The sequence below is a fragment of the Micromonospora sp. WMMD714 genome, assembly GCF_029581315.1.
Lineage (GTDB): Bacteria > Actinomycetota > Actinomycetes > Mycobacteriales > Micromonosporaceae > Micromonospora > Micromonospora rifamycinica.
The window spans coordinates 4,806,918-4,828,756 of record NZ_CP120744.1 but is presented as its reverse complement, the minus strand read 5'-3'; the positions used below and the strand labels follow the sequence as shown (position 1 = coordinate 4,828,756).

The following is a 21,839-nucleotide window of genomic DNA, read 5'->3' as shown; positions in this document are numbered from 1 at the left end:
ACAGGCTCCGCGCATGACACCCTCGGCGCGCCGTCGACACCCACGAGCGCACCGGGCGCCCGTCGCCCGTGCACGCTGGCGATGAGGTTCGGGCTTCGCCGGAACCGGCTCGACCACCAGGAGTGTGCCGCGCTCATCGCGGCGGCAACGACGCTCTGCGCTGCGGCGCACATCGCCTGGAAACTGGACCGTGTCGCCACCGATCCGGGGTTCGTGACGCTGTCGGAGCGCCTCCAGGAAGACCGCCGACAGGGGCGCACGTTCGTTCTTCCGGGCACCGCCCGCTCCTGGTTCCCGCTGCGGTACGCCGATCCGGATGCCGCCCTCGCGCTGGCGCTGGTGCTGCTGTGGGCCTTCGGCACCGGTCCCGTCCATGGCCACGGGTCGGACCGGCTCGATCACGTGGACATCGCCCTGTGGCACCTGCGGGTCCTGCTTCCGCCGACCGCGCACGGCGCGTTGCCGGCCGTGGCCGCCGCCTACGCCGCACACCGGGCGTCACTGCCGGCGGTGGCCGGGGCGGATGACGGGGTGTCCCGCCGCTAGCGTCTGCGCAACGCCCGTTCCAGGTGCATCAGCAGCAGGAACGGGCGGGCCCGTTGGGCGGCCCGCCGCCAGGTGAGGGCGCGGAGTCCGTACTTGAGGACGACGGTGGACGGGACGGTCGCGCCGAGCACGTCCCAGACCACCTCCTCGACCGCCTGGTGGGCTACCCGGGGGCGGGCGAACTCGGCGACCGTCTCCCGGTACCGGCGGGCGATCTCCCGGGCCGTCGCCTCCGGAGTCAGGACCGGATCGTAGCCCCGGGAGACCGCGAGCAGGGACTCGTCCAGGAGCTGACGGAAGTCGGCGTGGTATCGACGGGACTCGACGATCTGCGAGACGGTCAACTGGTCCAGCGAGCCGAGCTGGAGCTGCCCGAGCACGTCGCGCACGACCGCCGCGTCGAAACGCTCCGCCGGTGGTCGGGCGACGCTGGTTGCCAGTTGCGTGCCGACCGCGGGATTGGCGAGCAACCCGTCCTGTTCGAGTTCGGACGAGATCACCAACGACGCCATGTGGTTGCGCAGGCTGACGATCTCGGCCGCGCCCTGTCTGAGCACCGGGCGGCCGACGGCCACGCCCCGGTACGCCTCCTCGCGGATGCCCCGCATCACCTCGTCCATCCGGGTCAGGTTCTCCCGGAGCTGCCCCTGCGCGATCACCAGGTCCGCCTGTCGACCGGTCGACCTGCCACGTCCCACCCGCACCCGGCCGGCATCGTCGACCTCGTACTCGTGCCCCCAGAGCCGTAGCAGGCCCGCATCGTGCAGCTCGTCGACCCGACGGTTGATCTCGGCGGCGCGCTGCCGGTGGGAGGCGGCGATCTCGAACGAGGCCCGCAGCACCACCTGGTCGGAGAAGAAGACCACCGACTGGAGAACCTTGTCGATCGTCCGGGCATCGATCACGCCGCTGTCCAGCAGGGTGAGGGATCGGCTCATGTCGGCCCTGCCAGGTAGGTGAGGTAGTCGACCTCGTACAGGTGTGCGCTCCACGAGTGGTGGCACAGCCGGCTGCCGGTGAGGCCCAGTTCCAGGGCCGCGTCGGCAGCGAGCTGGGCGAAGGTGAGCAGCTCCGGCACCAGGCCGACCCACACGTCGACGCTGCGTGCGGTCAGGAAGAGCACGAGGTCGTCGCCGACGATGCGCAGCGCGCCGCCGACGGGCGACACCGGGAAGCGGCCGCCGAGGTCCTCCTCCGGACGCCAGAGCGAGAACACCGCCGACCGGCTGTGCTCGTCGCGGCGCAGCAGCTCCACCGCCTGCGCGAACTGGTCGACCGGCGGCCCGTCACCGTCGGCCCAACGCCGCATCCGCTGGTACAGCAGTGATGCTTCCCGCTGGTCACCGAAGATCCGATCCCGGTAGTCCTTGATCAGCTCGGGATACAGGTAACCCTGCGGCGGGGTGAGGTCCGCCGGGTTGCGCAGCCAGACGGTCAGGCCCGGAATGTCGAAAGAGACCCCGTGCCGGGTGGCGATCCTGGTCGGCGGCTGCCGCGCGAACAGCGCGATGACCTCGTGCCAACCGGCGGCTACGGTCGACGCCTCAATCTCCATCCCGCACCGCCTCCTGCCGTTGGAGCACCCGGTTGGACTGGTAGAACGACTCCACGCTGCCCCGCTCCCACCAGCCGTCCAGCTCCGGCCGGACGATCAGGTCGGGCCGGTGGAACGGCACCACGGACGAGTCGAGTCGGTCGCCCAGTTCGCCGGCCGCACCGTCGCCGCCGCGCCGGAGGCGCACCAGCCGGTCGCCGGCGAACCAGCGGCCGAGCCGGACCAGGGTCCGCCGCACCGCCACGTCCTGGAGGTGGTGGCCGCTGCCGCGCTGGCGGGCGTAGTCGAGCCGGGAAACGACGTCGGACGGATCCCGGTCGTAGACGTCGCGGGCGGTCCGGATCAACCGGTGCCGCAGGTCAGGATCGTCGCTCAGCCGCCGGTGGTAGGCGTCCTCATAGAGGCAGAGCGCCGCCTCCCACGGATGGACGACCGCGCCGACGCGCCAGACGAGCCGCCATCGCCCCGGCCCGAACTCCGCCTCCCACGCCGCCGTCCGATCGCGTCGTCGTGACCCCAGGTGGCCCGGCCGCCCCACCTCCACCCAGCCACCGTCGGCAGCGTGCACCGGGGTCACGCCGTCGCCGCCGGGACGGCACAGAAGCTCGGCATGCCCAGCTCGGGCAGCGAGGACACGGCGAGGGGGCCGAGCGCGGCAGGGTGCGGGGTGCGCGCGACAACGCAGACGTCGGTCGCCAGCAGGGGTACGTCGTGGTCGAGGCCGTTCGCCCGCAGGGTCTCCCCGGAGGTGACCAGGAGCACCCCGCCCCCGGTGGGGTCCGCCCTGATCACCCCCTCGGTGGAGCCGTGCAGCGGCACCACCCGGGCGGTGCGCAGCGTCGGGCTGTTCACCGTCCAGGCGCGGGTGATCGCCGGATACTCGGTCCAGACGGTGCTCACCGCGCGCCCGACCACCGTGCAGAAGGTGACGAAGGAGGTACGGACGGGCGGCAGCGCCCACATGAACAACGGCTGGCCGTGCGCGAGCGACCACTCGACACACACGTCGTACCCGGCGATGCCGAGGTCGGCTGCGCCGGAGGCGACCAGTTGCGGCACGTCGAAGCCACGGCAGCGGATGAGGGCGTGGTCGGTGGACCGGTGCCACAATGTCCGGGGATACTCGTGGGCCAGTTCCGGGAACAGCTCCTCCACCAGGGCGGCCACCGGCGCGTGTAGCCGACTCGACGGGGCCGGGGCTGCGATGATCACGAAGCCGCGTCCCGCTGTGCCCGGCCGATCAGCTGCACCTTCTCACTGATCTCCGCGACCGGCACGACGGCGTCGACCAGTGCCCGGACGGCGAACTCGGTCGGTTCCTCCGAACAGAGCACCACCTTGTCCAGCGCGTACGCGTAGCCCACCTCGATGCAGACGCTGACCCCGGCGTATCCGCCGCTGGCGATCACATACACGGCGTCGGACCGGGCGACCTTGGCCAGGAACTCGTGGGTCAGGCGGATCTTGTCCGGCTCCCCGACCACCACGTGTTCCTCGTTGTAGTCGAATCGCGGGGTGTGGACGGTGAGCCCCAGCGCCCGCAGGGCGTCTGCAGCGTGCTGCGCCCGATCGTAGAACTTCGAGCTGCTACACACCGTCACCGAGCTGATCATGCGGTTCTCCATTATGTCCGTTATGAGGCTTAAGCACTATTTAGGTGTACCAAATGTCGGGGTAAATCCAGATATCGCACGCCGAGGTGTCGGAGCAGAATCTGCTCCCACCGCAGCGAAGGCGACTCGCTTCCGCCGGCACGGGGCAGACCACGTCGGTCGGCGAGGACCGGATAGTCGAGCTGGAACGGACGCACCGCCAGCCGCCTCGGCAGCGCGGGATCGATCGCGGACAGCTCACCGAAGAGGGATTCCAACTGCTCAGTCGTCCAGTCGTTGGCACCCACCGCCGGGAAGACATCGAAGCCCAGCTCGATGGCGCCTTCGAGACCACGACGGATCATCGGCCAGACGGCGCTGCCCGGCGGACTGTGCAGCGTGCTGTGCACTTTTACCCGGCGCAGCGCGGCCCCCTCGTCCGCGTCCAGTGTCAGCGCACTCTCCCGCCACGCGTACGGCAGGGCGGACAGATTGGACTCGACCTTGAGTATCGCGTCGTCGAGCAGACCACGCCGCCGCATCTCGCGGTGGACACCGAGGACGAGAGCCGGGGCCAGCAACGGCTCGCCACCGCTGAGCCGGAGCAGGCTCAGTCGGCGACCGGTGTCGGTCACGGTGTGCCGAAGCCGGACGAACTCCTCGACAACCCGCTCCGCGGTGGTGACGAAGCTGTCCCGGCCGGCGAGGTGCCGGAAATCGACATAGCAGTACGCGCAGCGAAAGTTGCAGGCGGCGACGTGGGTGATCGCCGCCAGATTGTGTTCGCTCCAGTGGCCGCCCAGCTCAGCCGCGACGGTGACCGGGCTGTCCGACAGGTTGGCGACGTGCCGCAGCTCGGCGAACTCGGGCAGCGAGGTGGGCAGCCGCATCCGGTCCCGCTTGACCGGGGTGAACAACCGGAACTGCCGATTCTGCACCCCACCCAGTGCGGTACGCGTCAGGTCGGTGAAGGCGAAATCGTCACCGCCGACGTTGACGATCGAGTGAGATCTGACGAGCATCGGCAGCTCGTCGGCCGAGTGGTCGGTCATATCGTTGGTCCGTACCGGACGGTCATCTCACGTCTCATCCTCGAACAGCGGTTCCAGGTGCTTCAGCAGGACCGCAGTGCTGACATTGCGCGGCAGGTCCAATCGGAGATCGACACCCGGTCCCTTGACGGTCAGCACCACAGTCGGCCGGTCGTCGCGCAGCCGCCAGTTGCGGATCGCGTTGACCAGCGCACCCAACTGCGGCTGGAGCCCGGCCAGGGTGGCCAGGTTGGCCAGCACCGCGGTCCCCTCGATCGCCAGCGTGAGGGCGGAGACATCCCGGGCCCCCTCGTAGGGCAGGTCGACCTCGTCGAACACGTCCGCCGGCAACAGGAGTTTCACACTGGTCATTGCTCACCTCCCGCGAGCGCCGCGATCCGTTCCTGGACGACCGCGTCGAGTGGGTGCAGGCTTCCCGAGGCCGGCGCACCGGAGAAGAAGCCCTGCACGTGGTGGATGCCGAGTTGGTAGATCTGCCGGAGACTCACCGGCGCCTTGTCGTCGTAACCCTCGACGATGACGGTCCTCGGCGACGACGCGTGCCCCTGGTTGCTGGCGTACCGGGCAACCTGTACCACCAAGGTCAACTCGTCCACGGCGAGGGGGTGGTGCAGGATCTCCCGATCCACCTTGATCTGGGTGAGCCGCAGCTCCGCCATCCGGGCCAGTGACGCGTGACCCACCCCGAAGTCGTCGACCGCGAAGTTGATATGCAGGTCACGGGTGAGCGCGGTGAGCCGCTGGTGAAAGTACACAAGTGGCTTCTGGGACCACAGCTCTCCAGGACCCGGAATGATCTCGTCCTGCTCGGAGATCTCCAGGGTGAGGGTGCGCGGCGACAGCCTCGCCTCGGCCAGCGCTCTGGTCACCTGCTGCAGGTAGGCGTCACTGAGCAATGAGCGCACCGCCACGTTGACCGACAGGGGTTTCGTCCCCTGCCACGGCGCCACGGCATCGGCCTCGGCATAGGAGTGGATCGCCTTGGCCGCCAGCAGGGCGTCGCGTTCGACGATGAAACGGTCACCCCAGTCGTGCGCCATCCGCAGCGCCGGCAGTGGCGCGCGGCTCTCCCGTTCGTTACGGCGGGCCAGGGCCTCGAAACTGTGGATGCTCACCCCGGCGGCACGCAGACCCAACTCGACCACCGGCTGGAACACCATGGTCATCGACGAGACCAGCTGCCGGTAGAGGCTGAACGCATAGTCGTAGAGCGTGGTGGGCAGGCGTCCGTAGGCGGTTCGCAGCGCCGTCAGGACGATCATCTCCGCCTCTACCGGGTCGCCGAAGAGGTCGGATTCCCAGACCGCGCGCAGCATCACCGCCAGGGGTTCCCCCATGTCCAGCTGCGCCAGGGCGGGATCGACCACGACGAGGGCCACGACCCGCTCGTCGGGGTGGGACACGGGGACACAGAGCATCCGTCGCCGTGGCCCGTGCGAGATGATGTGGCCGGGCATGGCGGTGCGGTACCGCGCGGCCTCGACGGCGGCGAGATCCAGCATCGGCTGGAGCAGTTCCCGGTCGAACCGGGGAGTCGCGCTCACCGTCTTGCAGTCGGTGCCAACGAACTGCACCACCGCCACCGACTCGGCGTCCAGGGCGTACCGCAGGAGTTCCACCCGCTCGGTCTGGTCGCCCTGCTGGCTGTGGTGCGACGGCCGGTTCTCGGCCCGGAACATCCGGCCCAGCAACTGCATGATCGAGTTGCTCTGGTCGTCGAGCGGGTTCTTGCAGGGGCGGAACCTAGCGGGGTTGGCCGGAGCGTTCAGCGCCAGCCGCTCGTGCCGGGAGACCGGTGGCTGGGTCAGCACGGTGGTCGGCCCCCACGTCGTCACCCACTGCGACGGCGGCGGCTCCATTCCCTGGTCGGCGACGAACGCCGCCATATCCGCGAACGACACCCGCTTCAACTCGTCCGCCGCCGCGCCCCGCAGCGCCCGCAGCACGTGGTGGGTCAGCACACCGTGCCCGTACTCCTCGCTCTCCCGGGCCACCGCCCCCCGCGGGCAGGCGAGCAGGGCGCTGTGCCGGTCGACGTGGGTGCGGTAGGTCTGCATCGCGGCGGCGTGCCGCCGGTCGGCGTCGGCGTAGATCCCCGCCTGGCAGCAGTCGAGCACGAGGAACGAGGTGCCCGCGAACGCCTCGAAGACATCCCGCTTGAGAAACGACATCCGTAGCCCGCTCTCCGGTTCCTGGCGCAGGGCCGCCGGGTCGAGATCGGCGGTGACCAGGTACGCGTCGAGTTGGTCGTTCCACTCCGGCACCAACGCGTGCCCAGCGAAGTAGACAAGCAGGACGTCCGACGGCCCGGACTCGACAGCGATGTCGCGCAGGTGGGCCTTGATGCTCTTCGAGGTGGCCTTCACTCCGGTGAACAGTGCGACGTCACCATCCTGAAAGGTGCCGTTGTCCTCGTCGAGGAGCACGCGACGGAGCGCCTGCACATCGCTCTCGGCGTACTTGAGAGCCGGCATCTGCACATCGTTCCCGCAGTGGTTGACTCCGATCAGGACGGCCCGTCGTTTGCTCGGTGCCACGGCACACCCCCGGAAGTGATCCGTCGTGCGGTCACGGCGTGAAGCCGTCTCAACACAGAAGGCGACCCTATCGGCTGACATCGACAGGCCTCGTCCGAGCGAACGGTCAGATATCTGTCATCTGTCGCAGAATTGCAGGTCACGGGCCGTCCACATCGGTGCTGCCGCACACGGAGTCCGACTCGCTCCACCCGACACGTCGTCACAGCCGCGCTTCTCATACCGACTGGCGCGGCGTGACCATCGCCGGGTCGGCCCCACGCGGCGACGCGCCATGCCGGTAGACCGCGCGGAAGCCGAGGTGCTGGGCCATCGGTGCCCAGCGGGCGGATCTGAACAGCGCCTCGGCGCTGTAGGTGCTGCCGCCGTTGACGAGTCGTTCGACAAGGACCGTCTCGAAGGCCGCCGACTCGACCCAGTCGACGTTCTTCGTAAAGCCGCAGACCATTGCCGCCCCGGTCTCCCGGAGGAAGGCCCGGAGCGCCTCCTCCGGAGCCTGCAGTGTCGAGCAGCTACCGAAATACAGCCGCTTACCGGTGCACCGGCCGGCCATCCAGCCGGCCATCTCGTCGAGTTCGACGGATTGCCTGCCGGAAAGATGCAATGTGGTCGGTGAGCCGTGCAGCGCGAAGAAGCCGACCTCGTAGGAGGCGTAGCGTTGCGACGACAGCCAGCGGTCGAGGAAGTACCGCAGCTCCTCGACCGTGGCCGTGTCCCGGTGGATGAAGCGGAGTCTTCCGAGCCGTTCGAGGAGCTCCAGCGTCGGCAGCACCGACCCGCGTTCGGCAAGGTCGGCGTGCCATTCACCCTCCACGCAGAAAACACCCTTGGGCTTGGCCACGTCGAGGTCTCCTCCAGCGCCGGGAACAGCCGAGGCTAGCCGTCCGGCTCAGATCCCGGGATCGGCCAACTGGTCCATTGTGGAAAGTTACATGACGGACGCGCGAGCGGTGCCGCACCGCCCGACGTTTCTCGTTCAGCGATTGCGGCGATGCGGGCGAACGAACGTGTATCCATCAGGGAGCGGCCGGTTGACCACGCGCTTGGCGCGTACCGCTTCCTGATGCAGTTCAATCTGCTCGTCGGACGCCTGCCGACCTGCCGGAAGACGTCGCACGAAGCCGCCCACGACCTGCTCGCCGCCCCCGACGTGTTTCGGACTCTCCTGTGGCGGCGGCACGAGGCGTTCCACCCGAGGAACATAGCGGAGGAGTTTCGCTCTGGTCTCGCCGGGCCGTGGCGGATGACTGGGCTGACCGTTCGCATCAACGCTGCCGGCGACCCGCCCCAACTGCCGCTTCGTGAGCATCCGCTCGACGGCAGGATGGACCCGGTCGACACGGCTCCTGGGCATGCCGAGTTCCAGACAGTTACTGACAAGCGCTTCCTCCGCGAGGATCGCGCTGCCGTCGGCACTCAGGTGGCCGAGGGTACGCAGTGTACGCATCACCCAGGCGCTGTCCGACAGGTCGAGCCCTTCGCCATCTTCACCTACACCAGGAGCGCCGTCGCGGGTGACCGCCCCGATGTCGTACCGGTGCTGATAGGTCACGTCGTCGACCCGATGCGGGTGCGGCAGTAATTCGGTGCTGGCCGTGATCAGGTGCTGGTACACACGCCACCGGAAGGTGATCAGCGTGCCCGGAAGGAGCTTCTTGGGCCACACCACACCGTGCAGCTCCCACCTGTCACCGATGTGACGAAGCAACACCTCACTCTCCGTTGTTTTCGTCGGGGATTGCCGAACGGGGTGGTTGATGACCAGTCGAAGGCGTCGCATAGCCGAGGGCTCCGCCCGCAGACCGACGGGAAGCGCGGTCCAACCACCCGAGACCTGGGCTCTTCGCACCGGGGACTGCCAGCCGACGTCTCCCGCATCGGACTCTCCACCGGTCAACCAGCGGGCTCCACCATCGTTCTCCCGGGACGGCATATCGGTTGCCTGCGCCAGGCCACGGATCGCTTCGGAGATCTGCTCCGCCGCCGCGGCAAGCACCTCCGGTCCACCTGCCTGGTGGGCGGTGAGTGCCAGATCAGCAAGCTGCGCTGCACCCGCGACGCCCCGGTGGCGCTCCGGGCAGTCGTTCGCGGCAGCGGAAGCCCTACCGCGACAACGCATCAGGTGCGCCAGGAGTTCGCGCGTGCGTTCAATGACGGGGAATCCCAGTTCCTCGGCGATCAACCTGACCTTGAGGACATGGTTCACGACGGAGGCTGCTCGTGCGTCGCGGCAGATGACCTGGGTGCGCGCCATCCCACCGCCCAGTTCCAGCACCGAGCTGCACACGGCCTGGAGCCAGGCGTCATGCACGTTGACTGCCTGCCCGTCCCCCGTCCCCCACTCTCCGTAGGCCGTCAACCAGGCGAAGCCGAAGCGGCCCGTCGTGTCGTCGTACCGCACCTCGGTGACCCCGACCAGCCCTCCTCCCGTCGGGGCACAGGTGAAGGAGTCGGGGCTCACGGAACAGGGAGAGCGTTGTTCTGCCTGGGCTTCCTCGCTGGGAACATTCGCCGCCACAGCGGGTGCCAACCGGGCTCGAACACCCGTCGACCGGGATGACGACATGCGTTCGCGCACTAAGGCCGCCACCTCCGGGCCGCATCCCAAGCAGGGGTTACGCGCCGAATGGTGCCGGCAGGTCACGCGGTGTTCGGCAACAGCGCGGCTGACCTCCGTCGCCAGCATGGGCTCGGCCCGGCAGATCGCCTCTGCCGCCTCCTTCTGCCGGGCGAGCCGGTAACGCTGGAACGGTTCCTGCCAGTACGTCCGCACGATCTGTAGTCGGAGATCCTTCAGGAGAAGGTCTGCCATGAGGCTCCGCGCCGAGATCATCGCGTGCGCGTCGACGGCGACGCGCAGCCTTTGAACCGCGCTGCCGTGCTGTCCCTTCGGCAACCGGCCCCGCCGGGCATTCGCCGCCTGGTCACGAGCGGCACGAAGCTGCGTCTCCACCTTGACGGCGGCGGCCGCCCAGCGTTCCACGACAGCGGGGTGTTCGAGGTCCACGTTCGGCTGTGACTGCTTCGCATCGGCGATGACGATCCGCAGGAACGCCGCGTCGTTCATGTCGATCAGGTGGCGTACCTGGCGGGGCAGGGGCGTGATGGCGCGGCCCTGTTCGCCCCCCGCGCTGTCAAGCCACTCCCAGAGATTGACGATAGGCAGGCTGAGCGCATCGGCACGCAACCCTCGTTGGCTCAGGACGGCGGTGAGCGCGCGATCGAAACTCTCACCGGCGATCTCCCGCACCACCAGGATGCTCAACCAAGCCTGGATCGCGCCTGTCTCGCGGGCTTCGGCGAGGTGCCGCGAATGGCGTTTCTCCCAACGTCGCACGGCGTCGATGCGCTGCTGGGTCAGCCTACGGACGCTCGCCGAAACGGATGTTCTCGCGGAACCTTCCAGGGCTTTGCCTTCAGCAAGTAGCTCCGCATAACGCAGAGCTGCCGGAAGGGCCGCAGTGTCACCGAGGGCTTCGATTGCCCGCCGCTCGTCGAGGCTAAGGACCGCGCCGTCGGCCCGCCGCCGGAGGATTTCAGCCAGACGCCTGAGGGACAAGCGACGAGGTTCAGGAGGGTCGCGCCGTTCGGTTCGCTTCGTTGGTGCCTTGGTAGCCGCCACACTCTCACGAACGGCTGGTTGTCGTGGTTCGGGCACCGACGGTCGCCAAGGCTCCAGGACGAATGGCCCGGTCGGCTCTGCGACCGGAGCGGTGGACAGCTCAGCATGACAGCTCTCACAAACGGGAGCGGCCCAGTCCCAGTCGATCGTCGCCACCGACCGTGTGGTGGTCTCACGGCGACATCGTCCACAGCTGAACGAGACATCGGATTCAAGCTGATACCGCTGTAGCCGCCCTCGAACAGGATGCATCATGCGGATACGCCAGCCGGCCGGGATGTTGTTCGCCATCGCCGTTCCCTTCATCCCGGCCGGCAGGCTGGCCGACCTCGCATCGAGGACAGGTCCCGTGTGCTGCGGTTACACCTTCGCCTTGCGGCCACGGGTGGCGGTCGGGGGTCGCCACGACGTGAGCGCCTCGTCGGTAAGGTGCAGCCGGTTGGTGGTCTCGGTGAGGAAGCTGGCGTAGATGTCCGCCGGGGAGGCAGCCCACTCCGGGTCGAACTCGCCGTGCCACTGGCGTACCCAGGGGAGGATCTCGCGCAGGCCGGCGACCAGCGGGAGCAGCCGGTCGGCCGACCAGCCGTCCTCCTGCTCGCGGGCGACGATCAGGGTGGCCAGGGCCTGGGCCTGCTCCCGGTGGTCCCAGCCGGCCCAGCCGATTAGCAGCGACGGGTCACCGTCGCGGCCGGCACCGGGGTAGGAGACGAACCGTTCCTTCGGTACGTCGAGCTTGCCCCGGTGCTTCCAGTAGCTGGCCTTGCGGAAGTCGGCCGAGGTGTACTTCGGCGGCACCGGGATGCCCTTGCGGAACTCCCGCCGGGCCGCCTCGTCGGGCAGCGCGTCCTCGGCCCGTTGCAGCTCCCACACCTGCTCCCAGTCGGCGCGCTTGCCGAGGCCGGAGTCCTTGTAGCGCAGCGCCGCCAGGTGCGGCACGTGCTCGTCGGCGACCAGGCCGGCGATCACCGTGCCGAGATCCTGACCGGGGGCGTAGAGGCCGGCGACGGTGAGCACGTCGGCGTCGCGGCGCAGCTCGTCGGCGAGCTGCGCGGTGGTCAGCGGGCGCGGCTGCTCCACCCCGTCGACGTGGTGGTACCACAGCTCCCGCGCCTCGCACCGGTCAAGCAGCCAGTCCCGCAACGCCTTGGCCTGCATGGCGTCCCAGCCGTCGGTGGCCCAGCGCCGCTTGCACTCCGGCCGCTCGATCAGCCCGATGTTGCGGTTGGCCTCGATAACCTCGATCCGCCGCCGCACCACCGCCCGGTAGTCGTCCGACCAGTGGGCGGGCAGCTCGGTGATCGGCGTCGAGGAGTGCCGGGCGAACCACTGCGTCTCCGCCTCACCGGCGGCCACCCGGCGGGCGAGCACGATCTCGAAGGCCCGCTCCCCCAGCTTCAACTCCGGCACCGTGTGGGCGGGCGCGGTCAACTCGTCGTCCAGCAGCCCGTAGAGCGAGTAGACCTGCCAGTCCAACTCCTCCTGCAACGCGATCATCCGCGCCCGGGTCGAGTGCCACTCCCGCTCGGCGGCATAGAGCCGCTCCCGGGTCGGCACCCCGGACCCCGCGACCGCCGCCGGACTCACCGCCCCGAGCCGCTGCGCCAGCCCGTCGATCTCCCGGCTCAACTCCAGGGGGTACGCCGCAGGCAGCGGAAACCGTCCGACGTTCGACCCGTTGAATTGGTAGAACCTCTCCCAGTCATTGCTGGTAAACCCGCCACCTTCACCCCGGATTCCTTTGTCGTGGCTAACCTGCTTGAGCCAGAAGCAGGCGGTCGAGCTGTTGAGCACCCCGAGCAGCCGCAGATGCTCGTCCTCCGACGCCCCCTTTGCCAGCTTGATCACCGGCGCAGTCTGCTTGAACACCCTTCCACCCCGATCCAGCACAAAATGGCTGTGCGTCGCCACCTCAGCAAACGAAATCGAAAACGGCGTCCGGTAGGCGGAGGCGGTGTGCTGCATGTACTCCCACCAACGCAGTCCCGCGTCGGCCATGGTTCCTTGGAACGTGCGGCGTTCCTCAAGGAGATGCCGCCATGGCCACAGTTCGTCGGCAAGGCCATCGTTTCCCAGCGATGGCTCGTAGGGGTACCAGATAGCGTCTTCCGGCTGGGCCACCCAGTCACGTAGGGCTTCACCAACCATCAGCGGTCTCAGCGCGGATATTGTGACCATCGTTCGCAACTGACGATGGAGCGGACGCATGAAGGCCTCGTCCGCTCCTGCCCGGATCGCTCGCCCGACCGGCGCTTCAATCTCTCGGGTCAGCACCTTGCCGGTAGCGGCCTGAATAGCCTCCGTCAAGGCTGCGGCTCCGCCGCCGCCGAGACTCCACGGGTGACGTTCAAGACGGGAGCGGTCCAGGTCAGCGACGCTGACCCAATCGCTCTCCGAGCCGGGGCGATCTACCTGATCAACGATCGCTCGCCATACATGGCCCAGTCTCGGATTATCCGGGGCGCTTGGCTCGCCTCGGATCCCCATGACAGCCCGCACTGTGGCCGATCGCTTCCGCTTACGCTGGCGACCCACCAGAATAACTGTTGGCGTTCCATGGCCCGGAATATAAGAACCAGACGTGTCAAGCACGTGTGTCAGATCGATTTCATGGGCAAAGAAATCCTGGACGAGCTTCTTTCCGAACTCTCGCTTGGCAAAGGAGTTGGCTGTGATCTGACCGACGTAGCCAGCCCCGCTGCCGCCCTCGCCATCCGGCCTGGCAAGTTGAAAGAACCGCTGCGCGAACGGAACCGAGAGTGCGTAGGTGCCAGCACAGGCGCTGTAAATCTCCCGATAAAGCTCGTTGAGAGCCCTGTCCTTGACTGTAATGTAAGGCGGGTTGCCGACGACGACATGGTACCGGCCCTCTTCAAGAATTCCGGAATGGCCCTGCACATCTTCAGTGCTGTATTGAAGATCCGCCAGCTCGTTCAAGTCGTCGAAGAGCAGCAGTTGTCGAGCCTTGATCAGGGAGTCGCCGATGGCGAGGTGGAGGGGGAGGGTGTAGCCGGCGGAGTCGGCGAGGGTTTTGATGTCGCTGGCGCGGAGGGCGGCGACCAATAGGCGGAAGCGGGCGATGGCTACCGCGAAGGGGTTGATGTCGACGCCGTGCACCGCGTCGAGGGCGAGGCGGACCCGCTCGTGGAGATCCCGGTTGGGGGCGTGCTGCTCCCACTCTTTCAACAACCGGTGGAAGGCTCCGAGGACGAAATGGCCGGAGCCGCAGGTCGGGTCGATCATCTTGACCACGTCGTGGCCGAACTCGTCGATCGCCGGGGTGAGCGTCAGGTCGAGGATGAACTCCTCGACGAATTCCGGCGTCTGGAGCAGCGCATAGGTCTTGCGGGCCGCCTCGGACAGATCCTGGTAGAGGTCACCGAGGAAACGGGTGTCCCACAGCTCGTCGCGAAACTTGTGCACCAGCTCGCCCTGCTCGGTGCGCCGACGCCAGAAGCCGATCAGGTCCTTGGCAGCATCGTGCGAGAGCGGGATCTGATAGAGCGGGTTGTGCCGCTCGTCGAACAGCGACCTGCCGGCCTGGGTGCTGGCAATGGCGTCGAAGCCCTGACGCAGCCAGCCGCGCAGCGTCTCGTTGGGCTGGTCGCGGAAGAACTGTGCCTCGGCCTCCTCGGCGAAGACCAGGCGGTCCCCCGGGCCGGCGAGGTAGGGGTCGGGCAGCAGCCCGTTGTCCTCGCAGAAGCGGACGAAGACGGTGCCGAGCACCCAGGCCACGGCGACCTGGGTGACCCGTTCGTCCCGCCAGGCCGCCCAGGTGGCGGCGGTGCGCCCGACCTTGAAGGCGTGGTCGTATTCGCCACGCAGGCGCAGCCGCACCTCCTCGACCGATTCGGCCTGCTCGCGCAGGTCTTTTTCCAGGTTCTTGACCTGCTTCTGCAAGTCGGACAAGAGCAGTTTCCGGTCGATCACGTAAAAACTCTAGTGACCCCGTCCCCACGAACGGAATGACCCTCCGGTGCGGTCGGCCCGCGAACGGGCCGACCGCCCGGTGTCTCAACGGCCAGCGGTGAGGCTGGCGCAGTCGGTCTCGTCGGGCAGCAGCGGGCGAAAGGTGATCGCCCAGCGCTTCCCGCCGGAGGTCCACGGCGTCGCCGCGTTGGCCTTGTCGGCGGCGGCGATCACCTGCTGCACGGCAGCACCGGTGACCGTCACGCAGCCCAGTTGGAGTCCCTCGCCGAGGCTGGTGCCGGGCAGCGCCGGGCCGGGCCACTCCACCCTGGGCTGCTTCGCGGTCTCCGGCGTGGCGACCCACGGCCCGGCCACCGCCGCGATGGCAGTCGGCTGGTACGGCTGCGTCGCCGCGTTCCCCGGGTCGGTCAGCTTGTCGGCGAACGCCCGCAACTTCTCCCGGGCAGCCTGCTGGGCGGCGGTCAGCCCCGACTCGGGGCCGGTCGCCTCGCCCAGCGCGTAGACCTCCAACCGCTCGGTGCCGACCGACCCCCGGATGGTGAACCGGGTGGTGGCCACATCGGTGATCGACGGGGTGCCCACGTCGACGGAGCTGCCCACCCCGGCGGCGCGGGCCTGCTCGACCAGCTTCGCCACCTCGGCCGCGCTGATCGTGCGGACCTGGATGTTGGGCAGCGCCGGTCCGGGATAACTCAGGACGGTCGGGCCTTCGGTGATCACCCGGCCGTCGCCGTAGACGCTGACGGCCGGCAGCCGGGTCAGGTTCGTCTCGGGCCGCACGAAGCCACCCGTGTAGTCGATCCGGAGCACCGGCACGTCAGCAGCAAAGGTAGGCGCGGCATCCTCGGCCGCACCAGTCGGCTCACCCTGCCCTGCGCAGGCAGCCGTGAGCAGAAGCAGCGGTACGACCGCCACCCACATGCCTCGAAAACTAGTCATACCCCTTGGACGCCCCCAGACCCCCCACGGCTCCCCCCACTTTTCCCACCCCGCCCGCCCCTCAAAGAGGCTCGCCCCCACCCACCCAACTCAACCCAGACCAACCCAGCCCAGCTCAATCCGACCCGCCCAGCCCAGCCCGACCCAGCTCAATCCGACCCACCCCTTGATCAAATTACCGAAATGCAGACGACACGCCGGGGAAAGTACTCGAAAATGCAATCTGATCTTGATGCCTCGCAACAGAGTTCCGGGCTGCGCGGAGGAGGTCCCCCAGAGGCAAGGCGAGCGAACAAGCGTGCGCCCGGTGATCAAGAGGTTTACGTCATCGGGGAGATCAAACTTGACGCAAACCTCTTGATCACCGGGGAGATCGGAGCAAGCGGGGCGGAGCAGGGGCGCGGCAGGGCAGGGCGAAGCAGAGCAGGGCAACGGGGTCAGGGTTCGCGCATCCAGAGCTTCGGGTCGTTGACGAAGACGCCCTTGCCCTGCTGCCGCCGGATGATCCGCAGTGCTTCCAGTCGGGCATAGGACATCTGCACAGTGCCGTGGCTGACCTCGTATTTCTGGCGCAGCTCGGCGATCGAGGGCAGCTTGTCCCCCGCCTTCAGCCTCTCGGCTCTGACGTCGGCGATCACATCATCGGCGATGCGCCAGTAATCCGGCACTTCTCGCATGGCACTCCTCGCGTGGCAACCCGATTCGATCACACCGCGACGCACCTAACAAGCAGCGTTGACTCATCCAGCATGTCTAGATATGTTGGACACCGAACCGCTCCTCGCGTGGCAACGAGAACGGTTTCCCCCGGTCGGGGCGGGTGTGTGCCCGCCCCGACCCCGTCCTGCTGCTCTGCTGTCGTACCGCCGAAGTGGGCTGCGACCGCCGAGCCGGCGGGTCGTCCGCCGCCGGCTGCGGACGACCCGCCTCCCAGCACCACCGGAAGGACCATCCCCCCTCCCAGCACCGGAAAGGACCCCCGTGGCCCAGGTGTATCGCGGTGGCCAGCCCTACGGGACCGGCCACCCCGCCCTGCTGACCCCCCACGAGGTACGCACCCACGAGTTCCCGCCCCGACGACACGGCGTCGACCCCGACGAGGTGCGCCGGTTCCAGTCCCGGCTCGCCGACGAGCTTGCCGCGCTCTACCAGGAGATCCGCGTCCTCGCCCAGGAGAACGACAGGCTCAGACGCGCCCTGCACGACTGGCAGACCCGACCGGCCACCCAGACCCGACAGGCCACGCAGCCCCGACAGACGAGGCAGTATCCACCGCGCAACGGCGGGCGATGGTGAACGAACGACCCCGCCCCGGTGACCTGCTGATCGTCGACCGGGCTGCCTCGGTGCAGTTCGCCGGGGAGCGTGCCCTGCGGCTGCGGGTGGTGTCGGTGTGCGACCGGCCCACCTACGACGGGTGGGTCTGGCTGACCGGTTACGTGCTCGACCGGCGCGGCGAGGCCACCGCCAAACGGGAGGTCTTCGTCCAACTCGCCGGCCTACGCCCCGCACCCACCACACCACCCGCCCAGGTCAGGAAGCGACAAGCGACTGCCCGCCCCGCAGCGGCCAGCCAGCCCCGACGCACCGGCAGCACGCGGGGTTGAGGGTTGCTCAGGCCACCGCCGTGCTGCGGTGCGCGTTCACCACCCAGGCGTCCGGCAACGCGATCCACTCGTTGTCGCCCACCCGCACCACCGCGCCGTCCAGCTTCGGCAGCACCGCCGGGTCGTCCATCGGGCAGAGCAGCCACACGTCACCGGCCCCGCCCCGGGCCGCCTCCGCCAGCTCGTACAGCCGCTCCATCGCCCGGTAGCGGGTCAGCACCGCCGCGTCGTGCAGCAGCACCGGCCCGGCGTCGGGCGACAACGCGGCCCGCAGCTCCGGGGCGGCCAACTGCCAGGCCCGTTCGACGTACTCGGCCAGCTTGATCGCCGGCCGGGTGTTCGGCTCGGCGTTGTCCGCCCCGAGCACGGTCTCCCAGGTCGGCTTCGGCTGGGCGTCCACCAGGGCGTGCAGGTGCGCCAGGAAACGGGCCGCCACGTTCACCGGGCGGGCGTCGAAGCGGCGGACCAGCTCCTCGCGGGCCGGGGCGTACCGGTTGAGGCGTACCGTCAGGGCGCGGAAGCCACCGGCGGACCGCGCCCCGGCCAGCCGTTCCTCGGCCCGCATCGCCTCGGCCAGCTCCGGCGACTCGGCCGCCCAGCGGCTCGGCACGTTCGTCGCCGACGGCCGGCGCTGCACGATCGACATCGACGACGACCCGGCCCGGGGCGGCGGCGGGACGTACCGGTCCCGCTCCCAGCGCAGCTCGAAACCCGCCTCGGCGAGCAGCCGGTCCAGCTTCGGATGCGGCGGCAGCGGCGGCAGTTCGGGGAAGCGTGCGGCGACCCGCTGCGCCACCTGCTCCGGCGGCAGACCCCGCCGGCCCTCCGCCGTCGACCGGGGCGGCACCACCCCGGCCTGGGCCAGCCGCAACGCCCGCACCGGGTCCAGGTCACGCGGATACAGCTCCAGCCGGGCCGTCGCGGCGGCCCGGTCCGACGCCACCGCGGCCAGCAGCACCCGCCGCCGCTCGTCGATCACGTCGGCCGCGCCGCCGGGGGCGTGCACCGCCGCGAGGGTACGCAGCACCGTCGCCGCGCTGGGCAGCACCTCGCTCGCCGCCAGCCGGTCGGCGGCCTTGCCGAGCGCGTCGGCGTAATCCAGCAGCGCCGGTGCGGCCGGGGTGTCCGGCGCGTCGTCGTCGCCGGCCTCCAGGGCGACCAGCAGGCGGTCACCCCGTTCGTCGGGCCGACCGTCGACCTCGGGGCGGGTGTGCCGGCGCAGCAGCAGGCGCGGTTCGTCGGCCACCGCGTCGGTCTCCACCGCCGCGCGTACCGCCGCCAGGGCGACGGCCTGGCGCAGCCGGTCGCCGGTGCGCAATGACCCCCGACTGCCCAGCAGCGCCGCCGCCAGCTCCGTCACGCCCATCACCCGGCCGCCGTCGCGCAACAACTCGATGACCTGGGTACGCACACTGCCCAGCACCGCGATGCCCTGCCAGCGTTTGCGCTGCTTACCGAGGATCTGCGCGACGCGGCCCGGGGTGACCCCGACCGCCGTGGCCACCTGCGGCTGCTGCGGCCACGGCGGCAGCGCCGGCAGCACACCCGTGTTGTCCGGCAGCCGCAGCAGCAGCCGGGTCGCCTCCACCTCGGCGGCGTTGCGGCCGTTCTTCGCCGGCACCAGCAGGGTGGCGATCGCGTCGAGCCCGACCCGGAGCAGATCGGAGCCGCCGTCGGCGCTCACCTCGGCCGCCGCCTCGACGGCGGCAGCCTTGCGGGCGGTCGACGAGGTGGGGACGATCTCCCGCTCGCCCAGCCTCGTCCGCCACTCCTTGACCCGACGCTGCAACTCCTGGCGGGTCTTGGCGCCCAGACCCGGCAGGTGGGCGAGCTTGTTGGCGACCGCCAGCAGCTCCCCGACGGTGCTGGCGTCGAGGCGGTGCGCCGCGGAAACCGCCCGGGGGGTCAGCCCGGCCGCCTCCAACGCCGTCGCCCGGGTGGCCCGGCCGGCGGCGTCCTCCCGGGCCGCCTCGGCGACCTCGACATCCGGCTCGTCGGCGTCGACCTCCGGGTGGTCGGTGCCGACCGGGGTGCTGGCGTCGGAGCGGCGGAACACCTGCTGCCAGGCGTCCCGCAGATCCTTCAGCGAGGCGAACCGGCGGCGGTGGTCGCGGTGCAGGGCCTGCTGGAAGAACTCCACCAGGCCGTCGCGGATCGCCGGGTCGAACGCCTCCACCGCCAGCACCGGCGGGCCGTCGGTCAACTGTGGTTCGGTGCCCCCGTCACCCCACACCGGCAGCTCACCCGAGGCCATCTCGTGCAGGGTGACCGCCAGGGCGTACCACTCGGCGTGCTTGTCGTAGACCTGCCGGCTGGCCGTGCCGAGGAACGGGTCCAGGTAGCGGGGCGTCCCGGCGGTGATCTCCTTGACCGACACCCCGGCCAGGGAGAAGTCGAACAACACCAGCTGCCGGGTCCGGTTCGGCCGGACCCGGACGGCGATGTTGTCGGGCTTGATGTCCCGGTGGTAGACCCCCTCGCCCTCCAGGTAGTCCAACGCCCCGATCAGGTAGTCGCTGTAGGTCTCCAACTCGTCGACGGTGAGCCGGCCGTCGTCGCGCAGCTTCCGGGCCAGGGTCAGCTCACCGGCGTGCTCCAGCACGATCACCGTGCGGTTGGCGATCCGCAGCGGCTCCGGACGGGCGAGCCGGATCACCCGGGAGTCGGTCAACGGGCGCAGCACCCGCGCCTCGTGGGTGAGCCGGGCACCCTTCTCGTCGGAGAGCCCGACCTTGAGCACCTCGTCCCGGCCGGTGCGCTCGTTGTGGGCGAGGAACGCCCGGCAGGTCGACCCGGTGCCGAGCCGCTTACGGATCGTCCACTCGTCGACCCGGTCACCGCCGCGCGCCTCCAGCGGGTCCACCGGCTCCGGCTCGGGCTCCTGCGGGTGCACCGAGGCCGACGGCGGGGCGGTCAGCTCGTTCTCGACCTCCTCCAGCATCTCGATGAACTCGCTGACCGTGGTGAGCCGCTGCGTCGGCACCGGCGCGGTCGCCGCCTGGATCAGCTCGTCGGCGAAGTCGGAGATCCCGTCAGCGACCGCCGAGGCCCGCAGCCCGTTGTCCCGGGCGATCCGGCTCAGCAACTCCTGCCGCTTGGCCGCCGGCGGCTCGCCGGTCAGGATCAGGTACGCCAACGCGCCGAGCCCGAACACGTCCATCGCCACCGGGTCCGGGCGGGGCGCGGTCAACTCGGGTGCCAGGTACGCCTGCGCGGAAAGCTCGATGTGCGCGCCCGCATTCGTCGACAGGGTGACCGGGTCACCGCTGCTCCCACCGGCCGAGTCGGCCGCCCGGGTGGCCGCCTGCCAGTCGCTGATCTGCAACTGCGGGACGAGCCACGCCTCCTCCTCGCTACCGCCGCGCCGCACCCGTCCCGGGCTGACCAGGACACTGCGCGCCGACAGGGCGCGGTGGTGCAGGTGCCGACGGTGCGCGTAGGCGACCGCCTCCGCGAGCTGCCGGATCATGGACAGCCGGCTCAACGCGTCCAACCGGTCGTGGTGCTGGGCCAGGTAGTGGTCCAGCCGCACGGCACGCGGATCGTGCCGAAAGATCAACGCCGGCCCGGCCTCGTGTGACTCCATCGAGTCGACCCGCACGATCCCCGGATGGTTGATGCCGTGCAGGGCGACCATCTCCCGCTTGGCGGCCCGCTCGATGCTCGCCCGCTCGGCCTGCACCGCGTTGCGCTCGACCAGATAGATGCGGACCCGTCGGTGCTCCCGTTCCAGCTCACGGTGGCGGGCGTGATGGTCCTGCCAGGTGGGGCCGAGATCGAACGGCCGGGTCTCCAACTCCCACGAGCCGACCTGGTAGTGCTTACGGCTGCGGGCGATGCCGACGGCCTTGAGCAGCTCCGGCAGCGCCGAGGACAGCTCCCGGGTCACCCGGTGCCGCTCGTCCTGCGGGGGGCGCTGCACCAACGAGGTGATGGTGGGCAACGGGCCGGGCTGGTGCCCCGGCGCGGGCTCCGGCCCGTAGATGCCGTGCAGGTGATGCTCGGAAAGGTCGACGTGCAGCCCCGGCTTGGACAGGAACACCGCCGCCTGCACGAACGGGATCCTGAGCGCCGGCCCCTTCCGCTGCGATGCCGCCACCTGCAACAGCGCCTTCAGCTTCTTGGCCTTGGCGTCCGCCAGGTGCAGCGGATTGTCGAAGGTCCGGGTGCGGCTCGGGTTCGACAGGATCCAGTTGGAGCCGCTGGAGACCAACCTGCCGGTCAGGCTCTTGACCTCGATGAGATACAGCCCGCTCGGCGCGGCGACCAGCAGATCCACCTCGTAGGGGTGACCGGTCTGCGCGGTGAACGTGAAGTTCGACCAGGCCCGGTAGGGCTCGTTGTCCGGCAGCAACGCCTGGACGTGCGCCAGCGCCTCCCGTTCGTGTGTGAACTGCGACGGCGTGATCGTCGTCCACCGGCCCTCTTGCATGGCAGCGATCCTAAGGGCAACCCGTCACCG

Annotated in this window: 17 protein-coding genes; 3 read left to right on the top strand and 14 right to left on the bottom strand. The window is 69.5% G+C overall.

The features are described from left to right. The first annotated feature begins 81 nt into the window (after positions 1-81). Complete coding sequence (locus O7625_RS20565) at positions 82-546, top strand: hypothetical protein (RefSeq protein ID WP_282340718.1); 465 nt, start codon at positions 82-84, stop codon at positions 544-546. On the opposite strand, the gene O7625_RS20560 is transcribed toward O7625_RS20565, so the two are convergent. The 13 genes from O7625_RS20560 to O7625_RS20500 form a co-directional block, all read right to left on the bottom strand. Beyond that, positions 543-1,484, bottom strand: coding sequence for a hypothetical protein (locus O7625_RS20560; protein ID WP_282340717.1), 942 nt, complete (start codon positions 1,482-1,484; stop codon positions 543-545). The two genes, O7625_RS20565 and O7625_RS20560, sit on opposite strands and share 4 nt — an antisense overlap. Then, positions 1,481-2,101, bottom strand: coding sequence for a thymidylate synthase (locus O7625_RS20555; protein WP_282340716.1), 621 nt, complete (start codon positions 2,099-2,101; stop codon positions 1,481-1,483). Before O7625_RS20555 ends, O7625_RS20560 begins: the two co-directional genes overlap by 4 nt. Continuing rightward, positions 2,091-2,669: a hypothetical protein gene (locus O7625_RS20550; RefSeq protein ID WP_282340715.1), complete on the bottom strand. Its 579-nt coding sequence runs from the start codon at positions 2,667-2,669 to the stop codon at positions 2,091-2,093. Before O7625_RS20550 ends, O7625_RS20555 begins: the two co-directional genes overlap by 11 nt. Positions 2,670-2,674: 5 nt before the next feature. Continuing rightward, positions 2,675-3,313 (bottom strand): hypothetical protein, encoded by a 639-nt coding sequence (locus tag O7625_RS20545; protein WP_282340713.1) that lies wholly within the window; start codon positions 3,311-3,313, stop codon positions 2,675-2,677. Further along, positions 3,310-3,714, bottom strand: a complete 405-nt coding sequence (locus tag O7625_RS20540; protein ID WP_282340712.1) for a hypothetical protein — start codon at positions 3,712-3,714, stop codon at positions 3,310-3,312. The genes O7625_RS20545 and O7625_RS20540 overlap by 4 nt, the downstream gene beginning before the upstream one ends. 29 nt (positions 3,715-3,743) lie before the next feature. Continuing rightward, a complete protein-coding gene (locus O7625_RS20535; protein WP_282340711.1) occupies positions 3,744-4,745 on the bottom strand; it encodes a hypothetical protein in 1,002 nt (333 codons plus the stop codon). Positions 4,746-4,772: 27 nt separating this feature from the next. Further along, complete coding sequence (locus O7625_RS20530) at positions 4,773-5,096, bottom strand: hypothetical protein (RefSeq protein WP_282340709.1); 324 nt, start codon at positions 5,094-5,096, stop codon at positions 4,773-4,775. Then, positions 5,093-7,219: an EAL domain-containing protein gene (locus O7625_RS20525; protein ID WP_348773960.1), complete on the bottom strand. Its 2,127-nt coding sequence runs from the start codon at positions 7,217-7,219 to the stop codon at positions 5,093-5,095. Before O7625_RS20525 ends, O7625_RS20530 begins: the two co-directional genes overlap by 4 nt. Positions 7,220-7,499: 280 nt before the next feature. Then, a complete protein-coding gene (locus O7625_RS20520; protein WP_282340705.1) occupies positions 7,500-8,123 on the bottom strand; it encodes a DUF6642 family protein in 624 nt (207 codons plus the stop codon). Between the two features lie 135 nt (positions 8,124-8,258). Further along, complete coding sequence (locus O7625_RS20515; RefSeq protein ID WP_282340703.1) at positions 8,259-10,841, bottom strand: hypothetical protein; 2,583 nt, start codon at positions 10,839-10,841, stop codon at positions 8,259-8,261. Positions 10,842-11,264: 423 nt separating this feature from the next. Then, positions 11,265-14,831 carry a BREX-2 system adenine-specific DNA-methyltransferase PglX gene (gene pglX, locus O7625_RS20510; protein WP_282340702.1) on the bottom strand — a complete coding sequence of 1,189 codons (3,567 nt, stop codon included), beginning with the start codon at positions 14,829-14,831 and terminating at the stop codon, positions 11,265-11,267. An 84-nt stretch (positions 14,832-14,915) separates the two neighbouring features. Further along, positions 14,916-15,770, bottom strand: a complete 855-nt coding sequence (locus O7625_RS20505) for a hypothetical protein (protein WP_282340700.1) — start codon at positions 15,768-15,770, stop codon at positions 14,916-14,918. Between the two features lie 437 nt (positions 15,771-16,207). Continuing rightward, positions 16,208-16,447, bottom strand: a complete 240-nt coding sequence (locus tag O7625_RS20500; RefSeq protein WP_282340698.1) for a winged helix-turn-helix domain-containing protein — start codon at positions 16,445-16,447, stop codon at positions 16,208-16,210. Positions 16,448-16,751: 304 nt separating this feature from the next. Here O7625_RS20500 and O7625_RS20495 point away from each other — a divergent pair, with 304 nt between their 5' ends. Beyond that, positions 16,752-17,066 (top strand): DivIVA domain-containing protein, encoded by a 315-nt coding sequence (locus O7625_RS20495; RefSeq protein WP_282340696.1) that lies wholly within the window; start codon positions 16,752-16,754, stop codon positions 17,064-17,066. After that, a complete protein-coding gene (locus O7625_RS20490; RefSeq protein ID WP_282340694.1) occupies positions 17,060-17,377 on the top strand; it encodes a hypothetical protein in 318 nt (105 codons plus the stop codon). Before O7625_RS20495 ends, O7625_RS20490 begins: the two co-directional genes overlap by 7 nt. Positions 17,378-17,384: 7 nt before the next feature. Here the strand turns inward: O7625_RS20490 and pglW are convergent, their stop codons facing one another. Further along, positions 17,385-21,809 carry a BREX system serine/threonine kinase PglW gene (pglW, locus tag O7625_RS20485; RefSeq protein WP_282340692.1) on the bottom strand — a complete coding sequence of 1,475 codons (4,425 nt, stop codon included), beginning with the start codon at positions 21,807-21,809 and terminating at the stop codon, positions 17,385-17,387. Positions 21,810-21,839: the final 30 nt, after the last annotated feature.

Coding starts and splice junctions, on each gene's coding strand:
- O7625_RS20530 (WP_282340709.1), bottom strand. CDS start 5,096: ATGACCAGTGTGAAACTCCTGTTGCCGGCGGACGTGTTCGACGAGGTC.
- O7625_RS20540 (WP_282340712.1), bottom strand. CDS start 3,714: ATGATCAGCTCGGTGACGGTGTGTAGCAGCTCGAAGTTCTACGATCGG.
- O7625_RS20490 (WP_282340694.1), top strand. CDS start 17,060: ATGGTGAACGAACGACCCCGCCCCGGTGACCTGCTGATCGTCGACCGG.
- O7625_RS20555 (WP_282340716.1), bottom strand. CDS start 2,101: ATGGAGATTGAGGCGTCGACCGTAGCCGCCGGTTGGCACGAGGTCATC.
- pglW (WP_282340692.1), bottom strand. CDS start 21,809: ATGCAAGAGGGCCGGTGGACGACGATCACGCCGTCGCAGTTCACACAC.
- O7625_RS20500 (WP_282340698.1), bottom strand. CDS start 16,447: ATGCGAGAAGTGCCGGATTACTGGCGCATCGCCGATGATGTGATCGCC.
- O7625_RS20565 (WP_282340718.1), top strand. CDS start 82: ATGAGGTTCGGGCTTCGCCGGAACCGGCTCGACCACCAGGAGTGTGCC.
- O7625_RS20505 (WP_282340700.1), bottom strand. CDS start 15,770: ATGACTAGTTTTCGAGGCATGTGGGTGGCGGTCGTACCGCTGCTTCTG.
- O7625_RS20560 (WP_282340717.1), bottom strand. CDS start 1,484: ATGAGCCGATCCCTCACCCTGCTGGACAGCGGCGTGATCGATGCCCGG.
- O7625_RS20535 (WP_282340711.1), bottom strand. CDS start 4,745: ATGACCGACCACTCGGCCGACGAGCTGCCGATGCTCGTCAGATCTCAC.
- O7625_RS20525 (WP_348773960.1), bottom strand. CDS start 7,219: ATGCCGGCTCTCAAGTACGCCGAGAGCGATGTGCAGGCGCTCCGTCGC.